Here is a 25,789-nt window from a genome sequence, read left to right as displayed (position 1 = left end):
TTGAATTACATTCAATAATTAGCAAAACATTTTTTTATGAAATTTTATTTATGGCTTAGCATTGCCTTGCTGAGCATTACGAGTACAGCACAAGAGTGTACCTATACCCTATCTGGTTATATTATAGACCTGCACGATAATGAAGTATTATCTGGTGCAACCATTATTGTTGCAGGGTCTGAAGACGCTGTAATGACAGATAGCCTAGGCAAATATGTTATCACAGGACTTTGTGCCAACAATTACACACTACAAGTATCACATCCAGCATGTGAGACACAAATTATAAAAGTAGATGTAAGTAGAAATACTACTCGCAACATCAACATGGAGCATCATCTAGAATCTCTAGGCGATGTCCAGATTGTTGCACATGCTCATAAAAGCAAAAGCCGTACAGCGACAGAAGCTGTTGTAAATCACAGCTTACTTGAAAGTAATAGTGCAGCCTCACTAGGTGATGCTCTTAAAAATCTGAGCGGGGTTACCTCATTAAATACAGGTAACTCTGTAGTAAAACCGGTAATACAAGGGCTACACTCTAGTAGGGTTGTTCTTATTACAGAAGGTACACGTTTACAAGATCAAGAATGGGGTGTAGAACATGCTCCTAATATTGATGTAAATGCTGCTGGCGAAGTCACTGTGATTAAAGGAGCCGCAGGATTACAATATGGCGGTGATGCTATAGGTGGTACTATAATTATAGAACCAGAGCAGGTACCTGTAAAGGATACCCTTTTTGGACGAACAATTATTACCGGTGCGACCAATGGTCGTGGTGGTTCCATTACTACTTCATTAATAAAGTCTTATAATAATGGCTGGTATGGTGGCATAAACGGGACTTTAAAACGTTTTGGAGATTTTGAAGCGCCAGATTATGTCCTAAGTAATACAGCCTTGTATGAGAGAGACCTTTCTGCACGTATAGGAGTTAATAAATATCGTTACGGTGTGGAGGCTAGTTACTCGATTTTTGACAAAGAATCTGGTATTTTACGCTCATCACACGTAGGTAATGCTGCAGATCTCTCGGTTGCAATAAATAGCCAAGAGCCATTTGTGGTAGCGCCATTTACGTACGATATTAATGCCCCTAGACAGGAAGTAAAGCATCAAATTGCAAAACTAAAATCATTTTATCGTTTTGATAACTTTGGAAAATTAAGCGCACAGTATGATTACCAGCGCAATAATAGACTAGAATTTGATATACGTAGAGATAGTGATGATTTACGACCTTCTATAGACTTACAACTTGAAACTGTAGGTGGAAAAATTGATTTTGATTACACTGCAGACAATACGCTTACAGCAAAAATAGGCGTATCTGGAAGGTATCAAAAACATTTTCCAGATCCATCTACAGGGGTAAGAAGACTCATACCAGATTACCAAGCTCAAGATTTTGGAGTTTATGCATTAGCATCTAAAGATCTTGGAAAATGGATAATCGAGGCTGGTGCTAGATATGATTATAACAGAATCTTAGCCGAAAAGTTTTATACTACGAGCCTATGGGAAGAAAGAGGATACAATGTAGACTTTGCTCAGTTTGTACGTCAAGAATTTGATAACCAAATTTTTGTAGAGCCAGATTTTGAGTACAAGAATATATCTGCCACTGTAGGAGTATCTTATCAAATCTCTGACGCAAGTAATATATCTTTTAACTATGCGCTCGCATCTCGCTCACCTAACGTGTCAGAATTATTTTCTGACGGGTTACACCAGAGTGCTGCACGTATAGAGCTAGGTGACCTAAGTTTTAATCAAGAAGTCGCAAATAAAATTTCATTAAATTTTACAAAATCTACAGACACTTGGAGTTTTACTATTGCTCCGTTTGCAAACTTTATCGAGGATTTTATCCTCATTGAGCCTACAGGCGTACAGCAAACTATAAGAGGAAGTTTTCCTGTATGGGAGTATAGGCAGACACAAGCTAGACTGTTAGGTTTTGACATAGATAACAACGTTCAAGTAACAGATCGTTTTGAATTTTCTAACCAATTTTCGTTAGTAAAAGGAAAAGACATAACCTTAGAAAATGCTTTAATTAATATGCCTTCGGCGAGTACGCGTAACACCATTACATACCGTATTCCTGAAGTTAAAAATTTAAAGCTGTCACTTGAAAGTAACTATGTATTTCGTCAAAATGAATTTCCAGATACAAACTTTGACGTATTTATACCAGAAACCAACACTACAGAACTATTAGATATAAGCACACCTCCCGATGCCTATCATCTCATAAATTTTAAGGGATCTGTTGATTTTGCAATCAACGATAAAAGTGATCTTAATGTAGGTCTTATGGTAAACAATCTATTTGACACCTCTTACAGGGAGTACCTAAATCGCCAGCGCTATTTTGCAGACGATTTGGGTAGAAATATCTTACTACAACTTAAAATTAATTATTAAAATCACGCTTTCGCGAAAGCGTACTTAACAAAACAAACAATGAAAAACTTTATAAAATATACATTCCTTGCCTTTACTGCAATAACAATCACCTCTTGTATTAGTGATGATGATGGAGCAATTCCAGAGATTGTAAACGAAGAAGAAATTATCACAACAGTATCTCTTACATTGATGTCAGACACAAGCAGCGTTCTTCTCACATCACAAGATCTTGATGGAGATGGACCAAATGCTCCTACAATAACCGTTTCTGGTGACTTAGATGTAAATACTGTTTATAACGGTAGTATTGAGTTTCTGAATGAAACAGAAAGCCCAGCCGAGGATATCACCGAAGAAGTAGAAGAAGAGGCAGATGAGCACCAAGTATTCTATACTCCTAGTACAGGCCTTGACGCAGCTGTGACTTATGAGGATTTTGATGGTAACGGTAATCCACTAGGAACTCAAGTTACACTTACGACTGGTGCTACTGCAGGTTCTGGTACACTTACTATCACACTACGTCATGAGCCTACAAAGCCTAACGATGGAACTTTAAGTAATGCTGGAGGTGAGACAGATGTACAAGTTTCTTTTCCTGTAGCGATTACAGAATAAGACAACTTTCATGTATAAAAAAATGGATAGCGTTTACACGCTATCCATTTTTTTTTGATGTGTCTATAATTTATTGCTGTGGTGCTGCTCCACCTTCTTGTTCTGGTTTTTCAAAAAGACTCATTACTGCTCTCCCTAAAAACTCTGTCACATCACCTGCTATGAGTCCTTCTATTCCATATTGATTTACGGCAACATCTGCTGCAAGTCCATGAAAATAAACTCCCATCATAGCGGCTTCCATAGGGTGATATCCTTGTGCTATATGCCCAGTGATAACTCCTGTAAGCACATCTCCAGTACCAGCAGTTGATAATCCAGGATTACCAGTAGTATTTATATAAAGTCTCATATCATAAACAGTAATTGTATGAGCACCTTTAATTACGATAATGACATTATGATTTTTGGCAAATTTTGCCGTTTTCTCTAGCTTATCAAAGTCGTCATCCCACTTGCCTATTAAACGCTCCAGCTCACCTGGGTGTGGCGTAAAAATAGATAATGGAGGTACTTGCTCCATAAGTGATGGTCGTTTTGAGATGATATTAATTGCATCTGCATCTATCACTAATGGTTGCTTTTGCTTCTTTAAGAAAGACTCCATTGCTCTTACCGTTTTCTCATCGGTTCCCATTCCCGGGCCTATTGCAATAGCATTTGCTTCGGTTTGAAAATCAATTTCTTCAAACACTTTTCCATTATAATTATCGGTCTCTACCATTACTTCTGGAAGCGCCGTTTGTAATATAGGAACTCCTATTTGCGGTACATAAGCCGTCACAAGACCACTACCCGCTCTAAGAGCAGCTTTACTAGCAAGTTGCACAGCGCCCATTTTTCCAAAACTTCCTCCTATAATTAAGCTATGACCGTACATTCCCTTGTGAGAATATTGTGATCTCCCTTTGTACATCTGCTGGATTTCAGGTTTTGAAATTAGCGTTACATCTGTAGGAGTTTTTGCAAGAAACTCTGGATCTAGACCTATATCAATTGTATCCCACATGTTAATGTACTTACCCGTTTCTGGCAAGAAAAAAGCAAGTTTTGGTGACATAAAGCTTAGTACAAACGTTGCATGTACAATTACATCATCCTTTGCTGGTCCTCTATCTGAATACATTCCAGATGGAATATCTATAGAAAGTGTGTAAGCCTTAGACTCATTAATTTTTACAAAAAGTGCTTTTACCCAATCATCTGGACATCTGTTAAGTCCTATCCCAAAGATTCCATCTACCACAATATCTTGCGGAGTGATTACTGGAAAGTCTTCGACACTTTTAATGATTTCTGGCCATTTTTTTACTTCGCTCTTGAGAGCGTCATACGCTTTTAAGAAGTCTGGAGAGCGCTTATCATTACAGTGTACTATATAAGTATCAACATTATAGCCATTTTTAAGAAGTAAGCGAGCAATTACTAGCGCATCACCGCCATTATTACCGATACCACAAAATACTTTTATAGGCACAGGCTGTCCTTGTAAACGCTGGTTCATCCACTCATAAACGTACCCACCGGCGCGTTCCATGAGATTATAAGATGGAATCCCTTCCTTTTCAATGGTTGCTTTATCTGCTTCGTAAATTTGTTTGGCGCTGTATATTTTCATTTAGCTATAATTAGGTAGTTTCTTCATCTTTATGAAGAAAAATGTTCTTTAATTCATTAAATATTCACGAAAGTAAACTTCAAATTATCACATTATCAGTATCGTGCTAGAAGTACGTCAAGAATTGTCATATCCTCAAAACTCAGAACTACATCTTGCCTCCTTAGGTAAATGTACTACATTTAACATATCAGAAACAAGATGAGAACAACACAATACACTTCGATTTTCTTGACTACCACTATTACTATTGGTACGATTACCCCGTTGGGGTTATAGTCGTACATATTATCTATCTATTACTTGCGCGAGCAAGGATCTCTTCCACACACACAAATTAATTAGTTTATTCATACCATTTTCGCTTTCGCGAAAATGTAAAATTGCATACTATGCGCGTATTAAAATTTGGAGGCACTTCTGTGGGGAGTGTCAAGAACATAGAAAAAGTAATTGCCATTGTAAATAACCAAGCTGCTTCACATCCAGTAGCTGTTGTTGTTTCGGCAGTGGGTGGAATTACAGATTTGTTGCTAAAAGCCGGAACGCTTGCTGCTCAAAAAGACGAAACCTATAAGGATGTATTTTTAGAAATACACCAAAAACACACGGCTTTTGCAAAAGCACTTACCGAAGGTGATGCCATAGTAATGGCAGATATAAGTGCGCTTATGTCGCACCTAGACGACTTACTCAAAGGTATTTTCTTAATCAACGAGCTTTCTCCTAAAACACTAGACAAGCTCGCTGCTTTTGGAGAGCTTACCAGCAGCCGTATCATAACAGCAGCATTCAACCATCAAGGGATTGAAGCCACATTGAAAGATAGTAGACAACTTATCATTACCGATGGCAATCATACCAAAGCCAGTGTATTGTATGATCGCACTAATGAAAATATCAAAGAATTTTTCGCGAAAGCGTCACAAAACATTACCATCCTAGGAGGATTTATAGCGAGCACAGCTACGGGAGAAACAAGTACACTAGGTCGTGGTGGCTCAGACTTTACTGCGGCTATAATTGCAGCTGCGCTAGAGGTCGACCAACTAGAAATATGGACAGATGTGAGTGGGATGTTCTCTGCAAACCCGAAGCTTGTAAAACAGGCAAAGCCTATACGTGATATATCATATCACGAGGCGATGGAGTTATCGCATTTTGGAGCAAAGGTGCTCTACCCTCCTACTATTGTGCCTGCGCTTAGTAAAAATATCCCTATTTATATCAAAAATACAATGGCTCCAGATGAAGCTGGAACTCGTATAGGCGAGCAAGAAGGAAGCAATGGAAACCCTATTAAGGGAATCTCTCATATAAGTGATGTTGCACTACTCACGCTGGAAGGCGCAGGAATGGTGGGAATTTCTGGAATTTCAAAACGCCTTTTTGAAGTACTCTCTTTACAGCAGATTAATGTGATCCTTATTACACAGGCTTCTAGCGAACATAGTATATGTATAGGAGTAATGGAGGCAGATGCCTTGCGTGCAAAAACAGCAATAGAAACAGAGTTTGCTTACGAGCTATCGCTACGTAAGATTGACCCGGTGATTGTTGAGACTTCTCTTGCAATAATCGCACTCGTAGGAGAATCTATGAAAAGTCATCAAGGGATTTCTGGAAAAATGTTCTCCACACTTGGTAAAAACAACGTAAATATACGCGCCATAGCACAAGGAGCGAGTGAGAAAAATATCTCTGCAGTAATTGCCGAAAAGGATGTAAAGAAAGCGCTTAACAGCTTGCATGAAGTTTTCTTTGAAGGAAACAGAAAGCAAATTAACCTCTTCATTACAGGTGTAGGAAATGTGGGAGCAAAACTCCTAGATCAAATTAACAGTCAGAAAAAATATCTCAAAGACCATCTTAACCTTAATATAAGAGTACTAGGACTTTCAAACAGTCGCAAGATGCTCGTCTCAGAACAAGCTATTGATTTAGATAATTGGGAAAAGGCGCTTGCTCAAGGTGAGAAGGCAGATATTGTACGCTTTCGCGAAAACGTAATTGCTCTCAACCAGCGCAACTCAGTTTTTGTAGATATTACGGCAAATGAACCTGTGGCGATGGCATATGAAGAATACTTGAGAAATAGCATCGCAGTGGTTGCATGTAATAAAATTGCTGCCGCTGGAAAACAAGAATACTATGCAAATCTTAAACGATTGAGTAGAAAATATAATGCTCCCTTTAAGTTTGAAACCAACGTAGGTGCTGGTTTACCTATAATAGATACTTTACAGAACCTTATCGCGTCTGGTGATAGTATTACTAAAGTACAAGCTGTGCTTTCTGGAAGTTTAAACTTTGTTTTTAATAACTTTAAAAGTGGTGATAGCTTTTATGATGTGGTACAACAAGCCAAAGAGGAGGGCTATACAGAGCCAGATCCTCGTATTGATTTGAGTGGTGTAGATGTAGCTCGTAAAATCCTAATACTCGCAAGAGAAAGCGGACTTGAATTAGAACTAGAAGATATCGTGAACACTCCATTTCTTACAGCAAATAACCTGGAAAGCACAGACGTTCCTCACTTCTTTGAAACACTTAAAGAAGACGCAGCACACTTTGAAAAACTAGTTGCCGATGCTACAGCAGCAGGAAAACGCCTTAAATATGTAGCGCAGTTGGATAATGGTAAAGCAAGCGTAGGCTTACAGTCTGTAGGTGCAGACAGTCCGTTTTACAACCTTGAAGGGTCTGACAATATTGTTTTATTTTACACAGCACGCTACCCAGAGCAGCCGCTCATTGTAAAAGGTGCAGGTGCAGGTGGTGATGTTACCGCCAGCGGACTCTTTAGCGATATCATAAGACTTAGATAATAATTATATGTCTCAAGAAATACATAAAAAAGCCACCATACAAAGCCTTGATAATCCTACTGCGATACGCGTATTTTGTCCCGCTACAGTGGCAAATGTAAACTGTGGTTTTGATTCGCTAGGTTTTGCGCTCGAAGGTATAGGCGATGAGATGGTTTTTAAAAAAACCGAAGGTCGCGGAGTAACGATTACAGAAATCACAGGCGACAAGCTCCCCATGGAAGCTCATAATAATGTTGCTGGTGTGGCGGGCAATGCCATGCTAGAAGACATTAACGCCAACTTTGGAGTAGAAATAGAGATTCATAAAAAAATACGCTCCGGTTCTGGAATAGGTAGCAGCAGTGCTAGCGCAGCAGGAGCTGTGTATGGTATTAATCAGTTTTTAGAAAAACCATTATCTAATCTTGAACTCACGCGCTACGCTATGAAAGGCGAAGCACTGGCGAGTGGTAATGAGCATGCAGATAATGTGGCACCTTGCATTTATGGAGGTACCACGCTAGTAACTGGCTACAACCCATTTAAGGTAATCGCCTTACCTCCCATGGATACGGTTTACGTTGGAATTTTACATCCTCATATCACTATCAAAACTAAAGAAGCGAGGGAGATTTTACCCACGCACGTGCCTCTCAAGGATGCCATTGCACAATCACAACATCTGGCAGGCTTTGTTGCCTCGCTCTATGAATGGGATAAGGAATTATTTACCGAGAGTATTAAAGATGTACTCGTAGAGCCGCATCGCAAGCAATTGATTCCGCATTTTGATGAGATTAAAGCGATTTCTCAACAGAATGGATGCATAGCCTTTGGTATTTCTGGCAGCGGACCTAGTATGTTTTGTCTCGCTTTCGCGAAAGCGGACATAGATAAATACCTATCTGAAAGTACCGCACTTTATGAACGTAATGGACTTCAAGTAGACAGCTACTCCAGCCGAATTTCTGGTGAAGGTTGTAAAGTGATTAAATAGCAGTTACTAAATTACCCCAAAACAAAAGCCCGAGCAATTGCTCGGGCTTTACTAATTAATATAACTAAGATTAAGGATTACTCCTTCTGTCCGTACTTCTCTGCATAACGCTTTGCAAGCTTGGTCTGGTGAGACTCTAAACTTATATCACGTCCTTGGATAAATGCTCTCGAAAGAATGTTTCCTCTCATGTCTAGTGCATTTCCTTCGCTTATAAAAAGTGTTGCATCTTTTCCTACTTCAAGTGTCCCAACAGTATTTGAAACTCCCATTATTTTTGCAGGATTCATAGTGATCATTTTAAGTGCATCTTCATCACTCATACCAAATTGAGTAACCTGTCCCGCATAAAAAGGAAGATTACGCACTTGCCAGTACTCTGAGTCATATCCTAACGCAACTGTAACACCGGCGTCTGCAAGAAGCTTAGGTAGCTTATATGGTAAGTCATAATCATGATCCTCCATAGAAGGTAGTTCTTGTACACGTTGTAAAATTACTGGCATATTTGCGGCTACAAGTTCTGCAGTTACTTTGTAGGACTGGTATCCTCCCACAAGCACAACGTTTGTGAGATTCATCTCCTTTGCAAAAGCAATCACATCAAGTATTTGCTTTTGATCATTTGCTGAAACATACACATTTTGAGTTCCTTCAAAAACACCACGCATCGCTTCAAAAGGAAGGTTTTTTGAGGTGTTCCCTTTTCCATAAGCTCGTGAGTTTTTGAAAAAGGTTTTGATTTCGTTTACATCTTTACTGTAATCCTTGTTTGGTTTATAACCTGGCTCTTCACCTAACCACCAGCGCCCACGGCGCATCGTGCGAGGCCATTCCATAAAGATACCTTCGTCTGTTTTATAAGCAGCATCTTCCCAGTTCCAAGCATCAAGTTGTACGAGAGAAGAAGACCCAGAGATGGTGCCTCCCACAGGACGAATTTGCGCCATAAGTACGCCATTCGGTCTCATACTCTCCACTACTTTAGATTCTGCATTGTAAGCGATAATACCACGTACATGCGGTATTAACTCGCCTATCTCATCATCATCATTAGATTGTCTCACGGCTGCTGCTTCTACAAGACCTAATGTGGTGTTTGTTGCAATAAAACCAGGATACACATGCTTTCCAGTAGCATTAATGACTTCGCCTTTAGTGGCTGTTCCTCCGCTTTGAATCGTGCTTATTTTACCGTTTTCAAAAACGATAGTGGCGTTTTCTACTACGGTTCCGTTACCTATGTGAGCAGTTGCTCCCGTAATAGTAAATGCGGCAGCTTGTGCTGCTGCAGGTGTTTGCTGTGCGCTTGCAGTTGCTCCTAAAAGGAAAACAACGGCTACTAATAGTTGTTGTAGTGTTTTCATCTTAGTAAAGTGTTTGTTCTGTATCACAATGCATACGTTGTTTTTCTTTCTTTTTGGCAGGTTGCGTCTGTAAGCCTTTATTCTTTTCTGCAAGCATCATTGCAGTAAGTTGTGCTTTCTCGCGCTGTACGGTCTTACGAAGTTCTTCGTCTTTTTTCATATCAAAAAATACTTTTCCTTCAATAATCGTTTTCTCTGCTCTCGCTTTAATACTAAGTGGATGATCTGTCCATATTACAACATCTCCATCTTTACCAGGTTTTAAACTACCTGCGCGATCATCCATGTGTAATAGTTTTGCTGGATTAAGAGTTACCATTTTCCATGCATCCTCTTCAGAAATACCACCGTACTTATGAATTTTTGCAGCTTCTTGATTAAGACGTCTTGACATCTCACCATCATCTGAGTTGATAGCAACGGTTACTCCTGCTCTGTGCATGATGGCTGCATTGTAAGGAATAGCATCATTCACCTCATATTTATAAGCCCACCAGTCTGAGAATGTTGATCCTCCTACACCGTGTTCGGCCATTTTATCTGCAACTTTATATCCTTCAAGTATGTGTGTGAATGTATTGATATGAAAACCAAACTGCTCTGCCACTTTCATGGTCATGTTGATTTCACTTTGCACATAGGAGTGACAAGAAATTAAACGATCCATATTAAGGATGTCTACTATAGTTTCCATCTCCTCATCCATGCGATAAGGTTGACCGCTCTTTTTCTTTGCTTCGTATTCTTTTCCTCTTGTAAAATAATCCACAAATACTTGCTCTACTCCCATTCTCGTTTGTGGGAATCTTGAGAAGCTATTCCAGTTTGCTTGCTTTACGTTTTCACCCAAAGCAAATTTGATAAACTTCTTATCTGCAATCACCATCTCATCAATAGGTGCTCCCCATTTTAATTTCATTACTGCGCTCTGTCCTCCAATAGGATTTGCAGATCCGTGTAATAATTGAATAGCTGTAACTCCACCAGCAAGATTGCGATAGATATCAGAATCGTCTGGATTAACTACATCACTCATGCGAACCTCTGCCGTAGAGTTGTGACCAGACTCGTTGATTGCAAAAGCCGCAATGTGAGAGTGCTCATCTATAATACCAGAAGTTACATGCTTACCAGTACCGTCTACTACCATAGCACCACGAGCAGAAAGATTTTTACCTACTGCACTGATTTTTCCATCTTTTATTAAGACATCTGTGTTTTCCAGAACACCCTCTGCTTCATTAGTCCACACAGTGGCATTTGTGATTAAGATATCTTGTTGAGTTGGTCTTGTTTCAAAACCAAAAGCCATATTAGGAAAGGTAAGTGGCATTACCGTAAGAGGTTTGTCCTCTTCTTTCTTATCGTCTTTATCACCACTCTTAGCTAGTGCTTTCTTAGTAGAAGTAAAGTTTTTCTCAGAGCCATCTGCAAGAATTGCTTTGCCGCTTAAAGCATCTGCAGATGCTCTTGCTACAAGACGTACAAATTTTCCTTCGCTTTGAGGGAAGGTTACTGTCACCCATTCATCCTTATAAGCGAACTCACTTTTTACATCTTCTGTTCCCTTTTTAAGAGATGCTTTTGCTTTTTCTAGCGCGTTTTTAATCTCTAGCTCATAAGTAGCTCCACTAATATTCATTGTATAAACACCATCAATATCAACTGTGTTCATATCCTTGATTACTGTTTTGTTGCCTTGAATCCAGTGCTCATAAAGCTCTGTGTCTTTTTCAAATACTTCTCCAGAAGTAATCATGAAGTTTGCCCAAGCTCCTGTTTTAAGAACTCCTAGCTGTCCGCTCTTTCCAATCATTGTTGCTGGAATAGTAGTAAGTGCTTCTAACGCTCTTTCTTTAGACAGACCATACTTAATTGCCTTCATCAAGTGGTCTTTAAAATCTTTTGGAGATTTATGTGAGAATGTAGTAAGTGCAAATGTTACTCCTGCATCTTGTAATGCTTTAGGATTTGTAGGTGCTTGATTCCAATGTTTCATATCAGAAAGCGCTACATATTCGGCAGCGTATGGATTTTCCATATCGTATGCATCTGGAAATTTAAGTGGGAGAATCATCTTACGATTCATCGCCTTAACTTCTCCGATACGCTTATACTCATCACCACCGGCAATAATTACATAGTCGATACCAAACTGGTCACCTAGTTTATCTATACGAAGGTCATCATATAAGCCATCACCTTCAAAAAACTGCGGAAGACCTTTGTTTCGCGAAAGCGCCTCTAAAGAAAGATCCTTTGTAGCTATATTTCCTTTCTCATACCAGTCTAAATCGTGTTGTAACTGGCGTAATAATGCTGTTGCACCCATCTTAGACGATGGGTATGACTGGCGTGAGGTTACACTCTTATCAAATGAGAAATACTGACCAAGGCGATCTTCTATCACGCGGTTTGCGGTATTTCCATCATTATTAAGTGCGATAAGCGCTCCTGTACCACGTGCAATACCATCATGTTGATGTGTTGCAACTACGCCAAAACCAGCCTCAAGATATTCGGTTGCTTTTTTTGAATCATATTTAAAATCTTGATAGCCATCTTGCTCAGATAAGATATGGTCATTCCAGTAAGCTCCCTCGCGAGAGTTATCATATTGTGAAGCACGTCCAGATCCTCCTGCGCGCTTAGGCTTATCGATACCAAAATTAGTATAGATGTCTACAAAAGATGGATAGACATGTTTACCATTAAGATCTACAACAATAGCATTTTGTGCATATGATGAAGATTTGCCTACAGAGACCACTTTTCCATCTTGCACTACAAGTGTTCCATTTTTAATGGTTTCTGTGGGAGTTGTGTGGATCGTGGCGTTTGTAAACACCGTGTAATTTTGGTTTTTGGACTTGACTCCAGCGTTTGCTGGAAAGTAATCTTGCCCATACATCGTAAATGAGCAGCTTACTAGCCCAAAGACAAGTAATTTTTTAAAGAACATAGGTTGAAAGTTTAGATCCTAAAGATAGCCACCGCGTTAACGTTCTATTAAGGTTTAGGAAACTTTTAAGAGACTTTTAACATCAGAATGTATCTGGAAAACGCTGATCATAGTTAACCAAAAGTGCTACCATATAACTATAGCTCTTTAATCCACCTGGCTGATTATTTGCCTTTAAGTAATTGCTGTAAAACAGATCAAACAGCGGCTCTAGCGGATTATCCATCGCATCCCAGAAATCTCTAGAGTCTTGATAATTTACTAAAATACCTGGATTAAGACGTGCTTTCAAGTCTTCTCCTAATTCCTTATCACGGCTGTACACATCATTGAGCGCATAACGCAACGCAAAAATACTCCCTGAATATTGAAAATATAAATCCTCATTATTAAGCGTTGCCATTACCGCAATAAAGTTGGCTTCATTTTCCTTTGCAAAACCGAGCTGATGTGCTTGCTCATGTGAAGAAATCACTGGCCATCGATGAGCTGGCACCATCCCATTAACTTGCGCCTCATTAGTAATAGGGTTGAGATAACCGCTATACCCCATTATAGACAGAGGGTATCGCAATAGCGAATTCTTAATACTCTTAGGTGGGTAACTAAGTTTTGGAAACTGAGTTTTAAGCGTCTCGTAACCATTAAGCGTTCCGTTGAAAATTTCTTGCAAACAAGCATTTTCACCTTCTATTTTGTCACAATAAACAACGCGACTGTTTTTATCCTCGGCGAGCTGATTGTGGAGGTTATTGCTATTTTCAATAAGCTTCTCAGTAAGTTGTACAAGCTCTTCGGTGGTGTACTCATTATCTATTCCTAAGGATTCGTGCAATGGAAGCCTGTTATAATTCATTCCCCAAAGCAAATTAAAAGCTCCATACACTATCGAAATGATGGCTAGCGTCTTTAGAAGAAAGGTTTTAAATCCTCTAAACTTATTTTTAATGAGTAGTACAATTTCGCGCAAAGCGAGCACAATAAGCACCGCATACATGATATCACCAAATGAAAACGGCAACCAGCCAAAAGCATATCGAGACGCCTTTGAAATGATAGGATACAATCCGTTGCTATAATATTGCTCTACCAGTTTCGGGTAACTCGCCAGACAGCGAACCAACACCATCTGCGGAATGAGAAGTAAGCCAATAATTAATAAGATTTTATGTTTTTTCAATGTAGATGTGCTCTTTATAGTCTTCCGTAAATTTATGATAAGTTATTTGATTTGTGAGGGTGTGGAGGGGTTTGATTTGGTGTGTTCACTCGAACCTAAAACATCTCCCCTAACCCCTCTTCAAAGAGGGGAACTAGAGAAGTTCTTTTTGCGCAGCAAAAAAACTTAAAAACACAACAGTGTCCCTCTTTGAAGAGGGAGTCAGGGAGATGTAACTAATAAGATGTTATTACTCGAACCCAAAAACATCTCCCCTAACCTTATGCATTCCTCTCGGTCGTTCCTCCCTCGTCGGATGCAAGGAAGAGGGGAACTAAAGAAGTTCTTTTTGCGCAGCAAAAAAACTTAAAAACACAACAGTGTCCCTCTTTGAGGAGGGAGTCAGGGAGATGTAACACATAACGCATGAAAATAGCTCATTCGAACTCAAAAACATCTCCCCTAACCCCTCTTTGAAAAGGGAAACTAAAGAAGTTCTTTTTGCAAAGCAAAAAAACTTAAACCCCGCAACAGTGTCCCTCTTCGAAGAGGGAGTCAGGGAGATGTCACGCATAGCATATGAAAATGGCTCACTCGAACCCAAAAACATCTCCCCTAGCCTTATGCATTCCTCTCGGTCGTTCCTCCCTCGTCGGATGCAAGGAAGAGGGGAACTATAGAAGTTATTTTTGCGCAGCAAAAAAACCTAAACCCCACAACAGCGTCCCTCTTTGAAGAGGTCAGGGAGATGTAACACATAACGCATGAAAATGGCTCACTCGAACCCAAAAACATCTCCCCTAACCTTATGCATTCCTCTCGGTCGTTCCTCCCTCGTCGGATGCAAGGAAGAGGGGAACTAGAGAAGTCTTTTTTGCGCAGCAAAAAAAACTTAAAAACACAACAGTGTCCCTCTTTGAAGAGGGAGTCAGGGAGATGTTGCGCATAACGTATGAAAATGGCTCACTCAAACTCAAAAACATCTCCCCTAACCTTATGCATTCCTCTCGGTCGTTCCTCCCTCGTCGGATGCAAGGAAGAGGGAAACTAAAGAAGTTCTTTTTGCGCAGCAAAAAAACTTAAAAACACAACAGTGTCCCTCTTTGAAGAGGGAGTCAGGGAGATGTAACACATAACGCATCAACTAAAACTTACCAAGAGAAGTAAATAATAAACTTGAATTAAAATTTCAGACTACGAGATAGTAAATTGTATTTTAGTGCAAAAATTGAATAAATGGAAGGAGTACTCGAGTTTTTAGGTAATATCTCATGGTGGATGTGGTTGATTTTGGTGGTGGTTATTGTCGCTATACGAGATATATTTTTTAACAAAAAACATATCATCACGCGCAACTTCCCAGTTGTGGGGCATTTTAGGTATATGCTTGAGAGTATTGGGCCAGAGTTGCGCCAGTATATTGTCGCAAATAACCGTGAGGAACTTCCTTTTAATCGTATAGAGCGCGGGTGGATTTATGCCTCTGCCAAAAATGAAAATAACTACGAAGGTTTTGGTACCGACCGTGACATCAATCAGTCGCATTATATCTTTATCAATAATGCCATGATGCCATATAAGGTAGAAGAAAATCACCCCAATGCAAAAGACCCTTACTTCCTTGCATGTGCAAAAGTTATGGGTGCTGGTAGAAGATCGCGCCCTTACAGACCTAGTTCTATTATTAACGTGAGTGCTATGAGTTTTGGTAGCCTTTCGGCGAAAGCTGTAGAATCTTTAAATCGAGGTTGTGCAAAAGCATACGCATATCACAATACTGGTGAGGGCGGACTCTCACCTTACCATAAAAAAGGCGGTGATGTGGTATTTCATTTTGGAACTGGGTACTTTGGAGTGCGCACTGAAGATGGCGGATTCTCAATGCCAAAAATGAAAAAACTTGTGGACGAAAATCCTCAAGTACGCGCCATAGAAGTAAAACTCTCACAAGGAGCCAAACCTGGAAAAGGAGGCGTACTCCCAGGATCAAAAATCACCAAGGAAATTGCCGAAATACGTGGTGTAGAAGTAGGGAAAGATGTACTCTCTCCTCCTAATCATAAGGCATTTTCTAATGTGCCAGAATTGGTTGACTTTGTAGAAAGTATTGCTCATGAAACAGGACTCCCAGTAGGGATTAAAGCTGCCATAGGAAAACTGGATGCGTGGCGCGAACTAGCAAAAATAATGGCAACTACTGGTAAGGGACCAGATTTTATCACCATTGATGGTGGTGAAGGTGGTACCGGTGCTGCCCCACCAAGTTTTGCAGATCATGTGGCGCTACCGTGGGTATATGGATTCTCAGATATTTATAAGATTTTTAAGGAGTACCAGCTCACTGAGCGCGTGGTATTTATAGGCTCAGGAAAGTTAGGCTTCCCGGCTAAGGCCGCCATGGCTTTTGCGATGGGTGTAGACTGTATCAATGTTGCCCGTGAAGCTATGCTTGCCGTAGGTTGTATACAAGCAAAGGTGTGCCATAACAACACCTGCCCTTCTGGTGTTGCGACTCAAAATAAGTGGTTACAACGCGGCATAGACATTCCAGATAAAGCAGAGCGCACACACTATTACTTTAAAAATTTCAAGAAAGAATTACTAGAAATCACTCGCGCCTGCGGCTACGAGCACCCTTGCCAGCTCACCATGGACGATGTAGATATTAACCTAGGAGATAAAAACCTTACCCAGACCCTAGCAGATGTGTATGGATACAATAAAGTAGCAGTACCCTTTAAAGGAGCCGCTACCCTCATGGCATGTCCAGATCTAGGAGGTAATTATAACAAAGCAACTGTTGCCGAAGAAATTGATATGAAAGACGTGCGTTACTAAAAGTATGCTTTCGCGAAAATGTGAATCCTAATCACATAATTGCATTAAATACCACCATAATGCGGAAAACCGTATGTAAAGAACAAAAAGGAGTTGTATGTTTAACAACTCCTTTTTGGGTTTTAAAAAGTGACGGATGCATTATTTTGACATCTATTGAGATGATGTTAAAGCTTTATTTGTAATATTATGCGCGGCACATAACTTTAAAATTCATTTTACAAATAAGCTAGAAAAATAAGATTAAAAATATATCCAGAGGTGACATTTAATTTATTTGTATGGTTTAAAAGTGCCTCAAAAATGGGTAGCCAACAGAATAATTAAAATCGTAAAGTTGACTATAAAACATTGAATGACCTTACACTAATGAAATCACCACCAGATCACTTCTTAAATCAAATTATCGGGCAGACTGTTGAGAGCGTGTATCAAGTAGATTTCAATGAAAATAAAGACACTCACCTACCATGGCTTTTATTTATAACATTTGTGCGTTTTGATAAGTATCTTGAAATTGAAGGCGGTTTTGATGGTGATCACATAAAACTAGATTTGAATGCCTTGTCGGAGCTTAACTTTAGACTTAAGGAAAATGATTTCAAAGACTTTCCCGACTTATGGCAAGTATATGAAGCCAGACAAACTGAAACCATTGGAAAGCTAATACATCAATCTATAGCAAAGTGCGAATATGGAATAGATAAAGATGAGTTTATGATAAATGGTAATATAGTAAAAGGACAAAAAGACCTTTTTACATTTATACGCTTTTATTATAATAACAATTATATCACAGTTGCTGCAGGTAGCGCTGAGCTCTCTATTTTAGATAAAGATCATAACGACTTGCACTTTAAGGATACGTTTGATATCTATGTTGCTTAGTAAGAAGTTAGAAAATCGTAAAAACTATTTAGAATGGCAAAATTTTTAGACACCACTGGTGTTTCATATCACTTAGAACAACTAATAAAAAATACAAAGGATCAATTAATTCTAATAAGTCCCTACCTACAATTTCACAAAAGAGTAAAGGATAATTTAGAATATTTACATATCCAAAAAATAGATATTAGAATTATTTATAGAGAGAACAAGCTGCAGGTTGAAGAAAGTAATTGGCTGGAAAGTCAAATTGGTATAAGAACAAGTCTTTGTAATTCTCTCCACGCTAAGTGCTATCTGAATAAAAATGAAGCCATTGTTACTTCTATGAACTTATATTCTTTTTCTCAACAGAATAATGATGAGATGGGCATTTATGTAAGAAGAGAAGATGACGAAGATTTATACAATGATATTAGAAAAGAGGCTTTGAGACTTTTATCTATTAGTGAGGAGATAAGAGTATCCGTCAAGAAAGTGAACAAAGATTTTGAAAGACAATCTGAAAAAACAATCTCAGAAATTGTTGAAACAAAAGATTCCTCCAAAACAAATCTTTTAACCACTAAAGAACTATCTCAGTTGACAGGGTTAAGTAGTAGAAAAGTAAATAGCTGGTTTAAGGATAAAAAACTAATGTATAAGAAGGAAGATGATTGGATAACTACTAAGCGTGGTAAGGAAATTGGAGGGATTGAAAAAAGTGGTCAGTATGGTCAGTTTATAATTTGGCCAGAAGATATCGTAAAACATATAGTAGAGTAAGACCGAAGTTAAATATAGGTTTAGAGGATAAGCTAAAAGACCTTCAAAATTTAAACGATAGAATAATTATAAAAATTACAGCACATGAGAGTAATTCTCTATTACCAATAATATAAATGTTCCACAAAAAATGAAGCTTGCAATTAATATCTTCTTCCTTTTAATCTTCACATATTCATTTTCACAAAGTGAAATAACTTATGAAAAAGCTCTTTCTGATATAAATAACTCCTCAAATATTTTATGTACTAATTTAATAATCCCCAACAAGGACTTTTCAGTTGGTATTTATACAGAGCAATGGGAAGTAGAAGACCTGACAATGGAACAATGTGGGGATATAAAAACGGATTCGATAAAAAATTCAAAAATCATCAAAGTTTTAAATTATAAAAACTTATTAAAGACGTTATACTTGAATATGGAAAATAACGAATATGTAAGTATAAACTCATCAGAAAAGTTTGATTGGGGTAAAGCAAGCCTGATCCTTGAACTGAATTTTACAAAAAACTGGAAAGGGATTCATCGAGTTTACATTTCAATAAATAATAAGAAAAAAGCAAAAGAACTAATTAGGTCAATCTCTGATATCTTTGAATCTGATTATTGCTTTAGAAAATTAAAACGCAATTTGTAAATATATGACTGATTTCTAATTGTCAAATATATACCTACTTTGAATTCTCCTAGCAGAGTCTTAAAGCTAATAGCTATCTATAATTTTAATTGTTTGTTCTTTCTATCATTCACTGTTCCTAACATCCCAAAACTCTCAATACCGTAACAAAATTGCTGATTTACGTACTAACTAATAACTATGTAAATCTCCAGAACGTTATAAATTAAAATCATGTATCCACTATCACTCACCAACCGCATATTATATGGTATTACCGTACTCATATCACTGGTAGTGCTTATAGATTTTGCTTTACCTGGAACTCGGTATTCGGAAGATGTGGTTTCCGTATCTAGAAACAAAGAAAAATATTATAATGCTGGCGGAAACTCCCATAATACCTATCGCGTCGTGACTCCTACTCGTCAGTTTTCGGTTTCAAAAGATGTTGCAACCACTTTGGAGGGTAAGCAAGTTGTTTATGCGGTGTCTTTGATTTTTAAAGAAGTTAATAGGTATAAGCTAGCTACGTCAGAGAAGAGCCACCACTATTCTTTTAGAGTAGTGTCTGGGCTGGCACCTCCACTGCTTGTCCTTCTCGCTTTAGGCATCAGTTATGGCTTTAAAAAAGACTTAAGCATCTTAGTCTTTGTCTTGCAGGTTTTAACTGCAGGGAATCTTGTTATGCTATTGCTTTAGTGTGCTTTACAGCGTACTATATTTCGTCAATTATATTGATATTAAGTTTATAACCTGTTCTTATCAATGTGCTGAATTAATGAGAAGGTAATGTTGAGTTGTCACATTTTCGCGAAAGCGTATTTTATAATATCCTGCCTAAATTAACGATTAATAATACAGTCTAAAATCAAGTAGCTTACAGAGTTTATAGTGTTTTTGAAACATCTCCTCTACCACTTCTTTAAAGTCTTCATTTTCTTGAAACATATTAAAAAACACTCTATCTATGGTATCTGTGCTCGATAATGTGTTCTTGCTAGATCCATAGCCAGAGATTGCTCGAGCACCAGTAACATCAAGGAAATATTGCGATTCTTCGTCAGTTAAGTCGAGTGCTTTTTTATTTGAAAAATGGATGATTTTACCTGTCATTCTTCCTTCAAAAATTTCGGCAATTTCCTCAATACTGTAGTAATAATCATTGAGCATGATATTGTTAGCTTGGCCTGGCATTATGAGGTAAATGAGTTCATAATCTTTGAAGTTATGGTCATCATACACGAGCGTGTTTAAACTTTCCTCTAGCCCTTCTATGGTGTCGCAAGTCTTGTAGATACTAGCAATTCCTTGTTTTAGAGCGATATCTTCGAGTGTTATTACGACCTCTGTGGCAACATCCTGATCGACATCTGGAACTGCCTCAAGACAGTAAATAAATTTTTCTGCTTCATTAAAAGGAGCTAGGTGAGACTGGGTATCTTTCATAGCAAATTATACGTTTAAGTCCCTATTACAACATAATGTAAAGAGTTTTTATTTTTTCTACAAAAATAAAAGAAAAAGAACCGACTGCTTATTTTATACTTTCAAAAAAGATGATAGCCTAGATTTAACCCATATCACGAACTCAATTACATATTACACAAAAAGTGTCTCACTGTAATCTTACAGACTATTTTCCTAAAGCAATTTGTAAACCCATAAGAATAAATACTAATCCGCTCACTCTATTAATCCATAGACCGTAAGTCGCATTATTTCTAATTTTATTAGAGAAAGTACTAGCACATAGTGTCAATAGCATATACCAAATAATCCCAATGACTGCATATGTGAATCCTAATAATAAAAATGGTTGTGGATCATTAATGCGAGTAGGCACAATAAACTGAGGGAATAAGGCCAAAAAGAATAATGCAACTTTAGGATTTAATGAGTTTGTAGAAAAACCAGCCCAAAAGTCATTTTTTAACTTTTCTGTTACCTTACTATTTTGAAATACTTCAGTTTTATTATTGAGCTGCTTGATACCCATAAAAACTAGATATACTGCACCTATATATTGTATCGCCATCATACCTATTTCCGATTTTGATAGTATAGCGGTAAGTCCCAAAGCAGAAACTACCGTATGAGTTAATATGCCAGCATTTACACCAATAGCAGATACGAACCCAGACCTCCTACCTCGCGTAATTGTTTTATTTAATACAAATACGGTATCAATACCAGGTATCATTATAAAAAATAATGCAGTCATCATAAAGAGTATATAGTTTTCTATTCCCAACATTGTTATTGATTTTATGAGTAATTAATAACACAAAGAAAATAAGAGAATGTCTATTAAGAAATACATATTTTTATGCCATTAATGCAATAATAGGATTAGTTATGACTACACAACAAATAAAATATTTTTTAGTGCTAGCCGAAGAACTTCACTTTTGGAACACTGCAGAGAAAGTTTATATATCACAGTCCACATTATCTAGACAGATACAAGCGCTAGAAGATGAGCTGGGGTTCTTATTATTTGAGAGAAATAAGCGTAATGTAAAACTTACTGATGCTGGTCAATTTCTTAAGGAAAATTGGTCAAAGACATTAAATGACTTAGATCAATTTTACCAGCAGGCAAAAAAAATTAATGATGGTGATCTAGGCGTAGTTGCGATATCTTACCCTGGTTCTATTACCTTTAGTTTATTACCAGATTTCTTGGCAATTATAAAAAGTGATTTACCAGAACTCAAATTAGAACTTGCTGAGCTTACTGATGGCAATCATGAGAAATTACTACTCAGCTATCATACAGATATCGCTTTTAGTAGAGATCTTATTGAGCATCATAATATTAATTCCCTAAAGCTTTTTACAGAGCCCATATGTATTGCAGTACCAGAAAACCACTGGCTAGACAGCACTACCCTATATGATATTAAAAGATTGCAAGAAGAACAATTTATAATCTCAGGCTTACACCAGACTACGTTCTTTTCTACGCTTCTGCGCAATGTATTCAAGCAATACGGATTTACTCCTAAGATTAGTATTGAGTCAGATTTTGGTGGGATGATATTAAATCTAGTTTCAAAAGGCCTTGGTATTTCTATACTGCCCCATTCATTTAAATATTCAGAATTCAAAAATGTTCGTTTTATAGACTTAGTGCAACATATTGACCTCTATATACACTGGAGAAAAAACGACACCAATAAAACAATTATGAAGGTAATTACTTGTACAAAAAAACTAAAAAATACATTTCACTAGTCTTTTGAATTGGCTAGTATTTCACCTCGTAATAATAAGGTTTTAGGCATAGATAGCTCTATTACGCTTTCGCGAAAGCGTAACATTTATATATACTTCATTTAAATCGTGGCTATCTGATTAAATATTTTGGTATTAAGAGTTTAAAACACAAGCGTCAGACATTGACATTTGCTTCTTATTTTAACAGAAAAATTGAAATACTGCAACAATAAGGTGTTATTTAATACATTATTCTTTAAAAGTTGAATTACAATAGTATATATTTGGGTGCCCAGTTTGGGTGCCCAAATCAATTTACTTTTGTAAAATTCAATTTTTCCTATGGGAACTACCACTAAAAAAAAATCATTCTTTAAAAAAACACTAGCCTTGATTTTAGGATTTGGTCCAGGAATTTTTGCTATTGGCTATACCATAGGTACCGGTAGTGTGACGTCTATGATTGTTGCAGGAAGTAAATTTGGGATGCAATTATTATGGGTTCTTTTATTGAGCTGCTTGTTTTCTGGTGTGCTCATATTTGCATATGGAAATTATGCGCTTCTTACTGGAGAAACTGCCCTTTATTCTTTCAAAAAACACTTTAAATATGGTAAGCTGCTAGCAATTTTAATCATTGTAGGCATCACCTTTGGACAGTGGAATTCCCTAATGGGTATTTTAGGAATTTCATCAAATATTATTTACGAGATACTATCTATAAATTTTGAAGGATTGTTAGCTTATAAATATGAGAGTGTCTTACTCATAGCTACCATTATCATCATTACTTTTTACTTGCTTATGCTCGTGGGCAAGTACACCTTTTTTGAGAAGGTCTTGATCATTTTTGTTACGATCATGGGTTTTTCCTTCTTCCTTTCGTTCTTCTTTGTACAACCACTCCCAGCAGATGTGCTCAAGGGATTAGTGCCTACCATTCCTAATGTAACAGATGGTAAAATGCTAGTAGCTGCTTTTGTAGGTACTACCATGGCATCTGCCACATTTTTATCTAGACCCTTATTTGTAAAAGGGAAAGGATGGACCATAAGCAATCTAAAACAGCAAAAGAGAGACGCCATCACTGCAGCTGTTTTAATCTTTATAATAAGTGGGGCTATTATGGCAGTAGCTACAGGAGCACTATTTTATGATGGTAAAGGAGTGTCTAATGTACTAGATATGGCAAATACATTAGAGCCAGCAGCGGGCAAATGGGCTGTGACTATTTTCTTTTTTGGAGCTCTAAGTGCAGGCCTATCCTCTATCTTTCCTTGCTTATTAATTGCTCCATTACTTATCGCAGATTATCAATCAGGTACTTTGGATACAAACTCAAAACAGTTTAGAATCATCACAGCTATCGCTTGTGTGGTTGCATTACTAGGACCTGCTTTTGGAGCTAACCCTATTGAAATTCAGATTTTATCTCAGGTGTTTAATGTTTTTGTACTACCACTTGTGATATTGGGTATTATCCTTATCCTAAAGAATAAAAAAATAATGAAAAATTATAGAACACATCTAGGCGTATACATAGGATTATATGCTGCACTCTTCTTTTCATTAGTTATTTCATACAATGGAATAATTGCCTTACTAGATTATTAATCTAGAGGCTGCTTTAGAAAGAACATGAACACATTATAGATTATTCATTTAAAACAGTAAGTCAAGGTGAAAATAAGTTTGATAGACGAAAATTCAAATACAATAATGCAGAATGCTATTATCTGTAATATTAAGGATTTGATAAACGCAAAAAAGCTAGAGCGTGGTGACAGGTTACCCTCAGAGAGAATAATGTCTGAAAAGTTTGAAGTAAAAAGAAATCATATACGAGAAGCAATTAGAAAGCTTGAGTTTTATGGGGTTTTAAAATCTATGTCTCAAAGTGGTACTGTACTAGCTATAGGGCTCACTGCTTTTAATGGTCTTGTAGATGAAATTACTTCTCTAGCAATACCCTCTTTTAATGAACTGGTAGAAACGAGAATTTCTTTAGAATTACAAACGGTAAAACTCGCATCCACAAGGCGTACAGCACAAGATCTTGAGCATATAAAGAATGCCTTAAATGATTTTATTTTAAAAATTACAGATGGTGATGATTATCTAGAAGAAGATTTACTCTTTCATCTAGCCATAGCAAAGGCTAGTAAAAATAATACCATGGTGTCGTTAATGCTGTTACTCATACCTCCTATTCTCAAAACATATGAAAGAGCTGCAGTATGTGAAGGAGACCGAGTAGTCTCTGAGATAAAAAAGCATAAAAACATATATCTAGCCATAAAAGAAAAAGACCCTGAGCTAGCCACAAATATGATGAATGACCACTTCTTTAAATTATCAAATCACATAAAAAATATAGATCCCAATGAATACTAGCATAATAAATACAAAGACGCTATTCTCCACCTTGTTTATAGGTACCCTACTCATTACTATAAGTAGCTGTAATTCTAAGAATACAAACATAAAAGTCACTCCAGTAATTGATAGTATCAATGAGGATACCTCAAAAACGATCTATGCAAGTGAGGTGATTCCATTTTTTGAAAATTGGAAATTGATTTTAGGAGATGGATCAAACGCAGGTATTGCTACAGATTTTGAAAACAAAGACTTCTTTTACACTACAAATGATGGTACGAGTAACTGGGTGGTATTTAAAGCACCAAACGCTGGGGATACTCACGGAACCTCAAATAATACAAGAACCGAACTTGCTCAAGTAAAAAAATGGTATCCAAAAAATGCAAACGACACACTAACAGCTACCTTAAAAGTGATGAATGTATCTGCTACTGGTGATGCACGTGTTGCTGCTTCTCATGCTGTAGTAGTAGGTCAAATTCACAGTGCAGATGCACATGAAAATGAACCTCTCAAAATATTCTACAAGAAGTTCCCGGGTCACACTAAAGGTTCTGTTTTCTGGCATTATGAAATAAATACTGCGGGAGAAGATAATTCATTAAGATGGGACTACTCTAGTGCAGTTTGGGGTGATGACTTTTCTGTAATAGGTAGTGATGAGAATACCTATCCAAATGAGCCTAAAGATGGTATAGAACTAGGGGAAGAATTCAGTTATAAGGTTGCTGTAAGCGATGGTGTTATGCATCTCACATTTACTAGTGACAATCATCCTACTAAAACCTTTACTAAAAACTTAATAAAATCATCATATACAACTGCTGCGCTTATACCAGAGCAGACGCAACTGTTATTTGTGCCTATTGGACAAAATGGCGTTGAGCGTGATAGTGCTTACACAGGCGAAGGATTATTTTTTAAGTTAGGCGCTTACAATCAAACCAATGGAAAATCTCCTGAGATTAATAGAAACTGGTGTTCTGGGGCAGAAACACACGGTGGTGATATACAAAAGCAGTACGCAGATGGCAATTATGCAGAGGTCTGGTTTAAAACAGCTAATATTTCAATAAGTGACCAAGCCGTATCAAATGATGGCTACTTTCAAAAAAATGATTAAAAC

19 protein-coding genes are annotated in these 25,789 nt (G+C 37.6%); 13 read left to right on the top strand and 6 right to left on the bottom strand.

Annotation, left to right across the window (positions count from 1 at the left end; all coding sequences use genetic code 11):
• Nucleotides 1-36: 36 nt before the first annotated feature.
• Complete coding sequence (locus tag ACJJVU_RS08490) at nucleotides 37-2,433, top strand: TonB-dependent receptor (RefSeq protein ID WP_405224195.1); 2,397 nt, start codon at nucleotides 37-39, stop codon at nucleotides 2,431-2,433.
• Between the two features lie 39 nt (nucleotides 2,434-2,472).
• Nucleotides 2,473-3,036: a type 1 periplasmic binding fold superfamily protein gene (locus ACJJVU_RS08485; protein ID WP_405224192.1), complete on the top strand. Its 564-nt coding sequence runs from the start codon at nucleotides 2,473-2,475 to the stop codon at nucleotides 3,034-3,036.
• Nucleotides 3,037-3,106: 70 nt separating this feature from the next.
• Here ACJJVU_RS08485 and ACJJVU_RS08480 read toward each other — a convergent pair whose 3' ends face one another.
• Nucleotides 3,107-4,654 (bottom strand): NAD(P)H-hydrate dehydratase, encoded by a 1,548-nt coding sequence (locus ACJJVU_RS08480; RefSeq protein ID WP_298327784.1) that lies wholly within the window; start codon nucleotides 4,652-4,654, stop codon nucleotides 3,107-3,109.
• Nucleotides 4,655-5,046: 392 nt separating this feature from the next.
• Here ACJJVU_RS08480 and thrA point away from each other — a divergent pair, with 392 nt between their 5' ends.
• Entirely contained in the window at nucleotides 5,047-7,482 is a 2,436-nt protein-coding gene (gene thrA / locus ACJJVU_RS08475; protein WP_405224189.1) for a bifunctional aspartate kinase/homoserine dehydrogenase I, read from the top strand.
• A 7-nt stretch (nucleotides 7,483-7,489) separates the two neighbouring features.
• On the top strand, nucleotides 7,490-8,461 hold the full coding sequence (locus ACJJVU_RS08470) for a homoserine kinase (RefSeq protein WP_405224186.1): 972 nt from the start codon (nucleotides 7,490-7,492) through the stop codon (nucleotides 8,459-8,461).
• Between the two features lie 77 nt (nucleotides 8,462-8,538).
• Here the strand turns inward: ACJJVU_RS08470 and ACJJVU_RS08465 are convergent, their stop codons facing one another.
• The 3 genes from ACJJVU_RS08465 to ACJJVU_RS08455 form a co-directional block, all read right to left on the bottom strand.
• Nucleotides 8,539-9,828, bottom strand: coding sequence for an amidohydrolase family protein (locus ACJJVU_RS08465; protein ID WP_405224183.1), 1,290 nt, complete (start codon nucleotides 9,826-9,828; stop codon nucleotides 8,539-8,541).
• 1 nt (nucleotide 9,829) lies between these two features.
• Nucleotides 9,830-12,790, bottom strand: a complete 2,961-nt coding sequence (locus ACJJVU_RS08460) for an amidohydrolase family protein (RefSeq protein ID WP_405224180.1) — start codon at nucleotides 12,788-12,790, stop codon at nucleotides 9,830-9,832.
• An 82-nt stretch (nucleotides 12,791-12,872) separates the two neighbouring features.
• A complete protein-coding gene (locus tag ACJJVU_RS08455; RefSeq protein ID WP_405224177.1) occupies nucleotides 12,873-13,970 on the bottom strand; it encodes a DUF3810 domain-containing protein in 1,098 nt (365 codons plus the stop codon).
• Nucleotides 13,971-15,185: 1,215 nt separating this feature from the next.
• Here ACJJVU_RS08455 and ACJJVU_RS08450 point away from each other — a divergent pair.
• The 5 genes from ACJJVU_RS08450 (at nucleotide 15,186) to ACJJVU_RS08430 (ending at nucleotide 19,761) form a co-directional block, all read left to right on the top strand.
• Entirely contained in the window at nucleotides 15,186-16,787 is a 1,602-nt protein-coding gene (locus ACJJVU_RS08450) for an FMN-binding glutamate synthase family protein (protein WP_405224174.1), read from the top strand.
• A 369-nt stretch (nucleotides 16,788-17,156) separates the two neighbouring features.
• Nucleotides 17,157-17,675: a hypothetical protein gene (locus tag ACJJVU_RS08445; protein WP_405224171.1), complete on the top strand. Its 519-nt coding sequence runs from the start codon at nucleotides 17,157-17,159 to the stop codon at nucleotides 17,673-17,675.
• A gap of 33 nt (nucleotides 17,676-17,708) precedes the next feature.
• The gene (locus ACJJVU_RS08440) at nucleotides 17,709-18,440 is read left to right on the top strand and encodes a phospholipase D family protein (protein WP_405224168.1); all 732 of its coding nucleotides are present in this window, start codon (nucleotides 17,709-17,711) and stop codon (nucleotides 18,438-18,440) included.
• A 130-nt stretch (nucleotides 18,441-18,570) separates the two neighbouring features.
• Nucleotides 18,571-19,080, top strand: coding sequence for a hypothetical protein (locus ACJJVU_RS08435; RefSeq protein ID WP_405224165.1), 510 nt, complete (start codon nucleotides 18,571-18,573; stop codon nucleotides 19,078-19,080).
• Between the two features lie 213 nt (nucleotides 19,081-19,293).
• Nucleotides 19,294-19,761: a hypothetical protein gene (locus ACJJVU_RS08430; RefSeq protein ID WP_405224162.1), complete on the top strand. Its 468-nt coding sequence runs from the start codon at nucleotides 19,294-19,296 to the stop codon at nucleotides 19,759-19,761.
• A 150-nt stretch (nucleotides 19,762-19,911) separates the two neighbouring features.
• Here the strand turns inward: ACJJVU_RS08430 and ACJJVU_RS08425 are convergent, their stop codons facing one another.
• Both ACJJVU_RS08425 and ACJJVU_RS08420 read right to left on the bottom strand, forming a co-directional pair.
• Nucleotides 19,912-20,508 (bottom strand): DUF6642 family protein, encoded by a 597-nt coding sequence (locus ACJJVU_RS08425; protein WP_405224159.1) that lies wholly within the window; start codon nucleotides 20,506-20,508, stop codon nucleotides 19,912-19,914.
• A gap of 187 nt (nucleotides 20,509-20,695) precedes the next feature.
• Nucleotides 20,696-21,316 (bottom strand): LysE family translocator, encoded by a 621-nt coding sequence (locus tag ACJJVU_RS08420; protein WP_405224156.1) that lies wholly within the window; start codon nucleotides 21,314-21,316, stop codon nucleotides 20,696-20,698.
• 101 nt (nucleotides 21,317-21,417) lie between these two features.
• On the opposite strand from ACJJVU_RS08420, the gene ACJJVU_RS08415 reads away from it, so the two are divergent.
• The 4 genes from ACJJVU_RS08415 to ACJJVU_RS08400 all read left to right on the top strand — a co-directional run bounded on the left by ACJJVU_RS08415 (nucleotide 21,418) and on the right by ACJJVU_RS08400 (nucleotide 25,786).
• Nucleotides 21,418-22,299: a LysR substrate-binding domain-containing protein gene (locus ACJJVU_RS08415; RefSeq protein WP_405224153.1), complete on the top strand. Its 882-nt coding sequence runs from the start codon at nucleotides 21,418-21,420 to the stop codon at nucleotides 22,297-22,299.
• Nucleotides 22,300-22,623: 324 nt separating this feature from the next.
• Entirely contained in the window at nucleotides 22,624-23,895 is a 1,272-nt protein-coding gene (locus ACJJVU_RS08410) for an Nramp family divalent metal transporter (RefSeq protein ID WP_405224150.1), read from the top strand.
• 105 nt (nucleotides 23,896-24,000) lie between these two features.
• Complete coding sequence (locus tag ACJJVU_RS08405) at nucleotides 24,001-24,675, top strand: FadR/GntR family transcriptional regulator (RefSeq protein ID WP_405224147.1); 675 nt, start codon at nucleotides 24,001-24,003, stop codon at nucleotides 24,673-24,675.
• Complete coding sequence (locus tag ACJJVU_RS08400; protein WP_405224144.1) at nucleotides 24,665-25,786, top strand: polysaccharide lyase family 7 protein; 1,122 nt, start codon at nucleotides 24,665-24,667, stop codon at nucleotides 25,784-25,786. The genes ACJJVU_RS08405 and ACJJVU_RS08400 overlap by 11 nt, the downstream gene beginning before the upstream one ends.
• Nucleotides 25,787-25,789 lie beyond the last annotated feature (3 nt).

The sequence above is a fragment of the Dokdonia sp. Asnod1-B02 genome (assembly GCF_045063955.1).
In the GTDB taxonomy this organism is placed as follows: Bacteria; Bacteroidota; Bacteroidia; order Flavobacteriales; family Flavobacteriaceae; genus Dokdonia.
The sequence above is the reverse complement of the archived record's forward strand: the minus strand, read 5'-3'. Positions and strand labels throughout refer to the sequence as shown.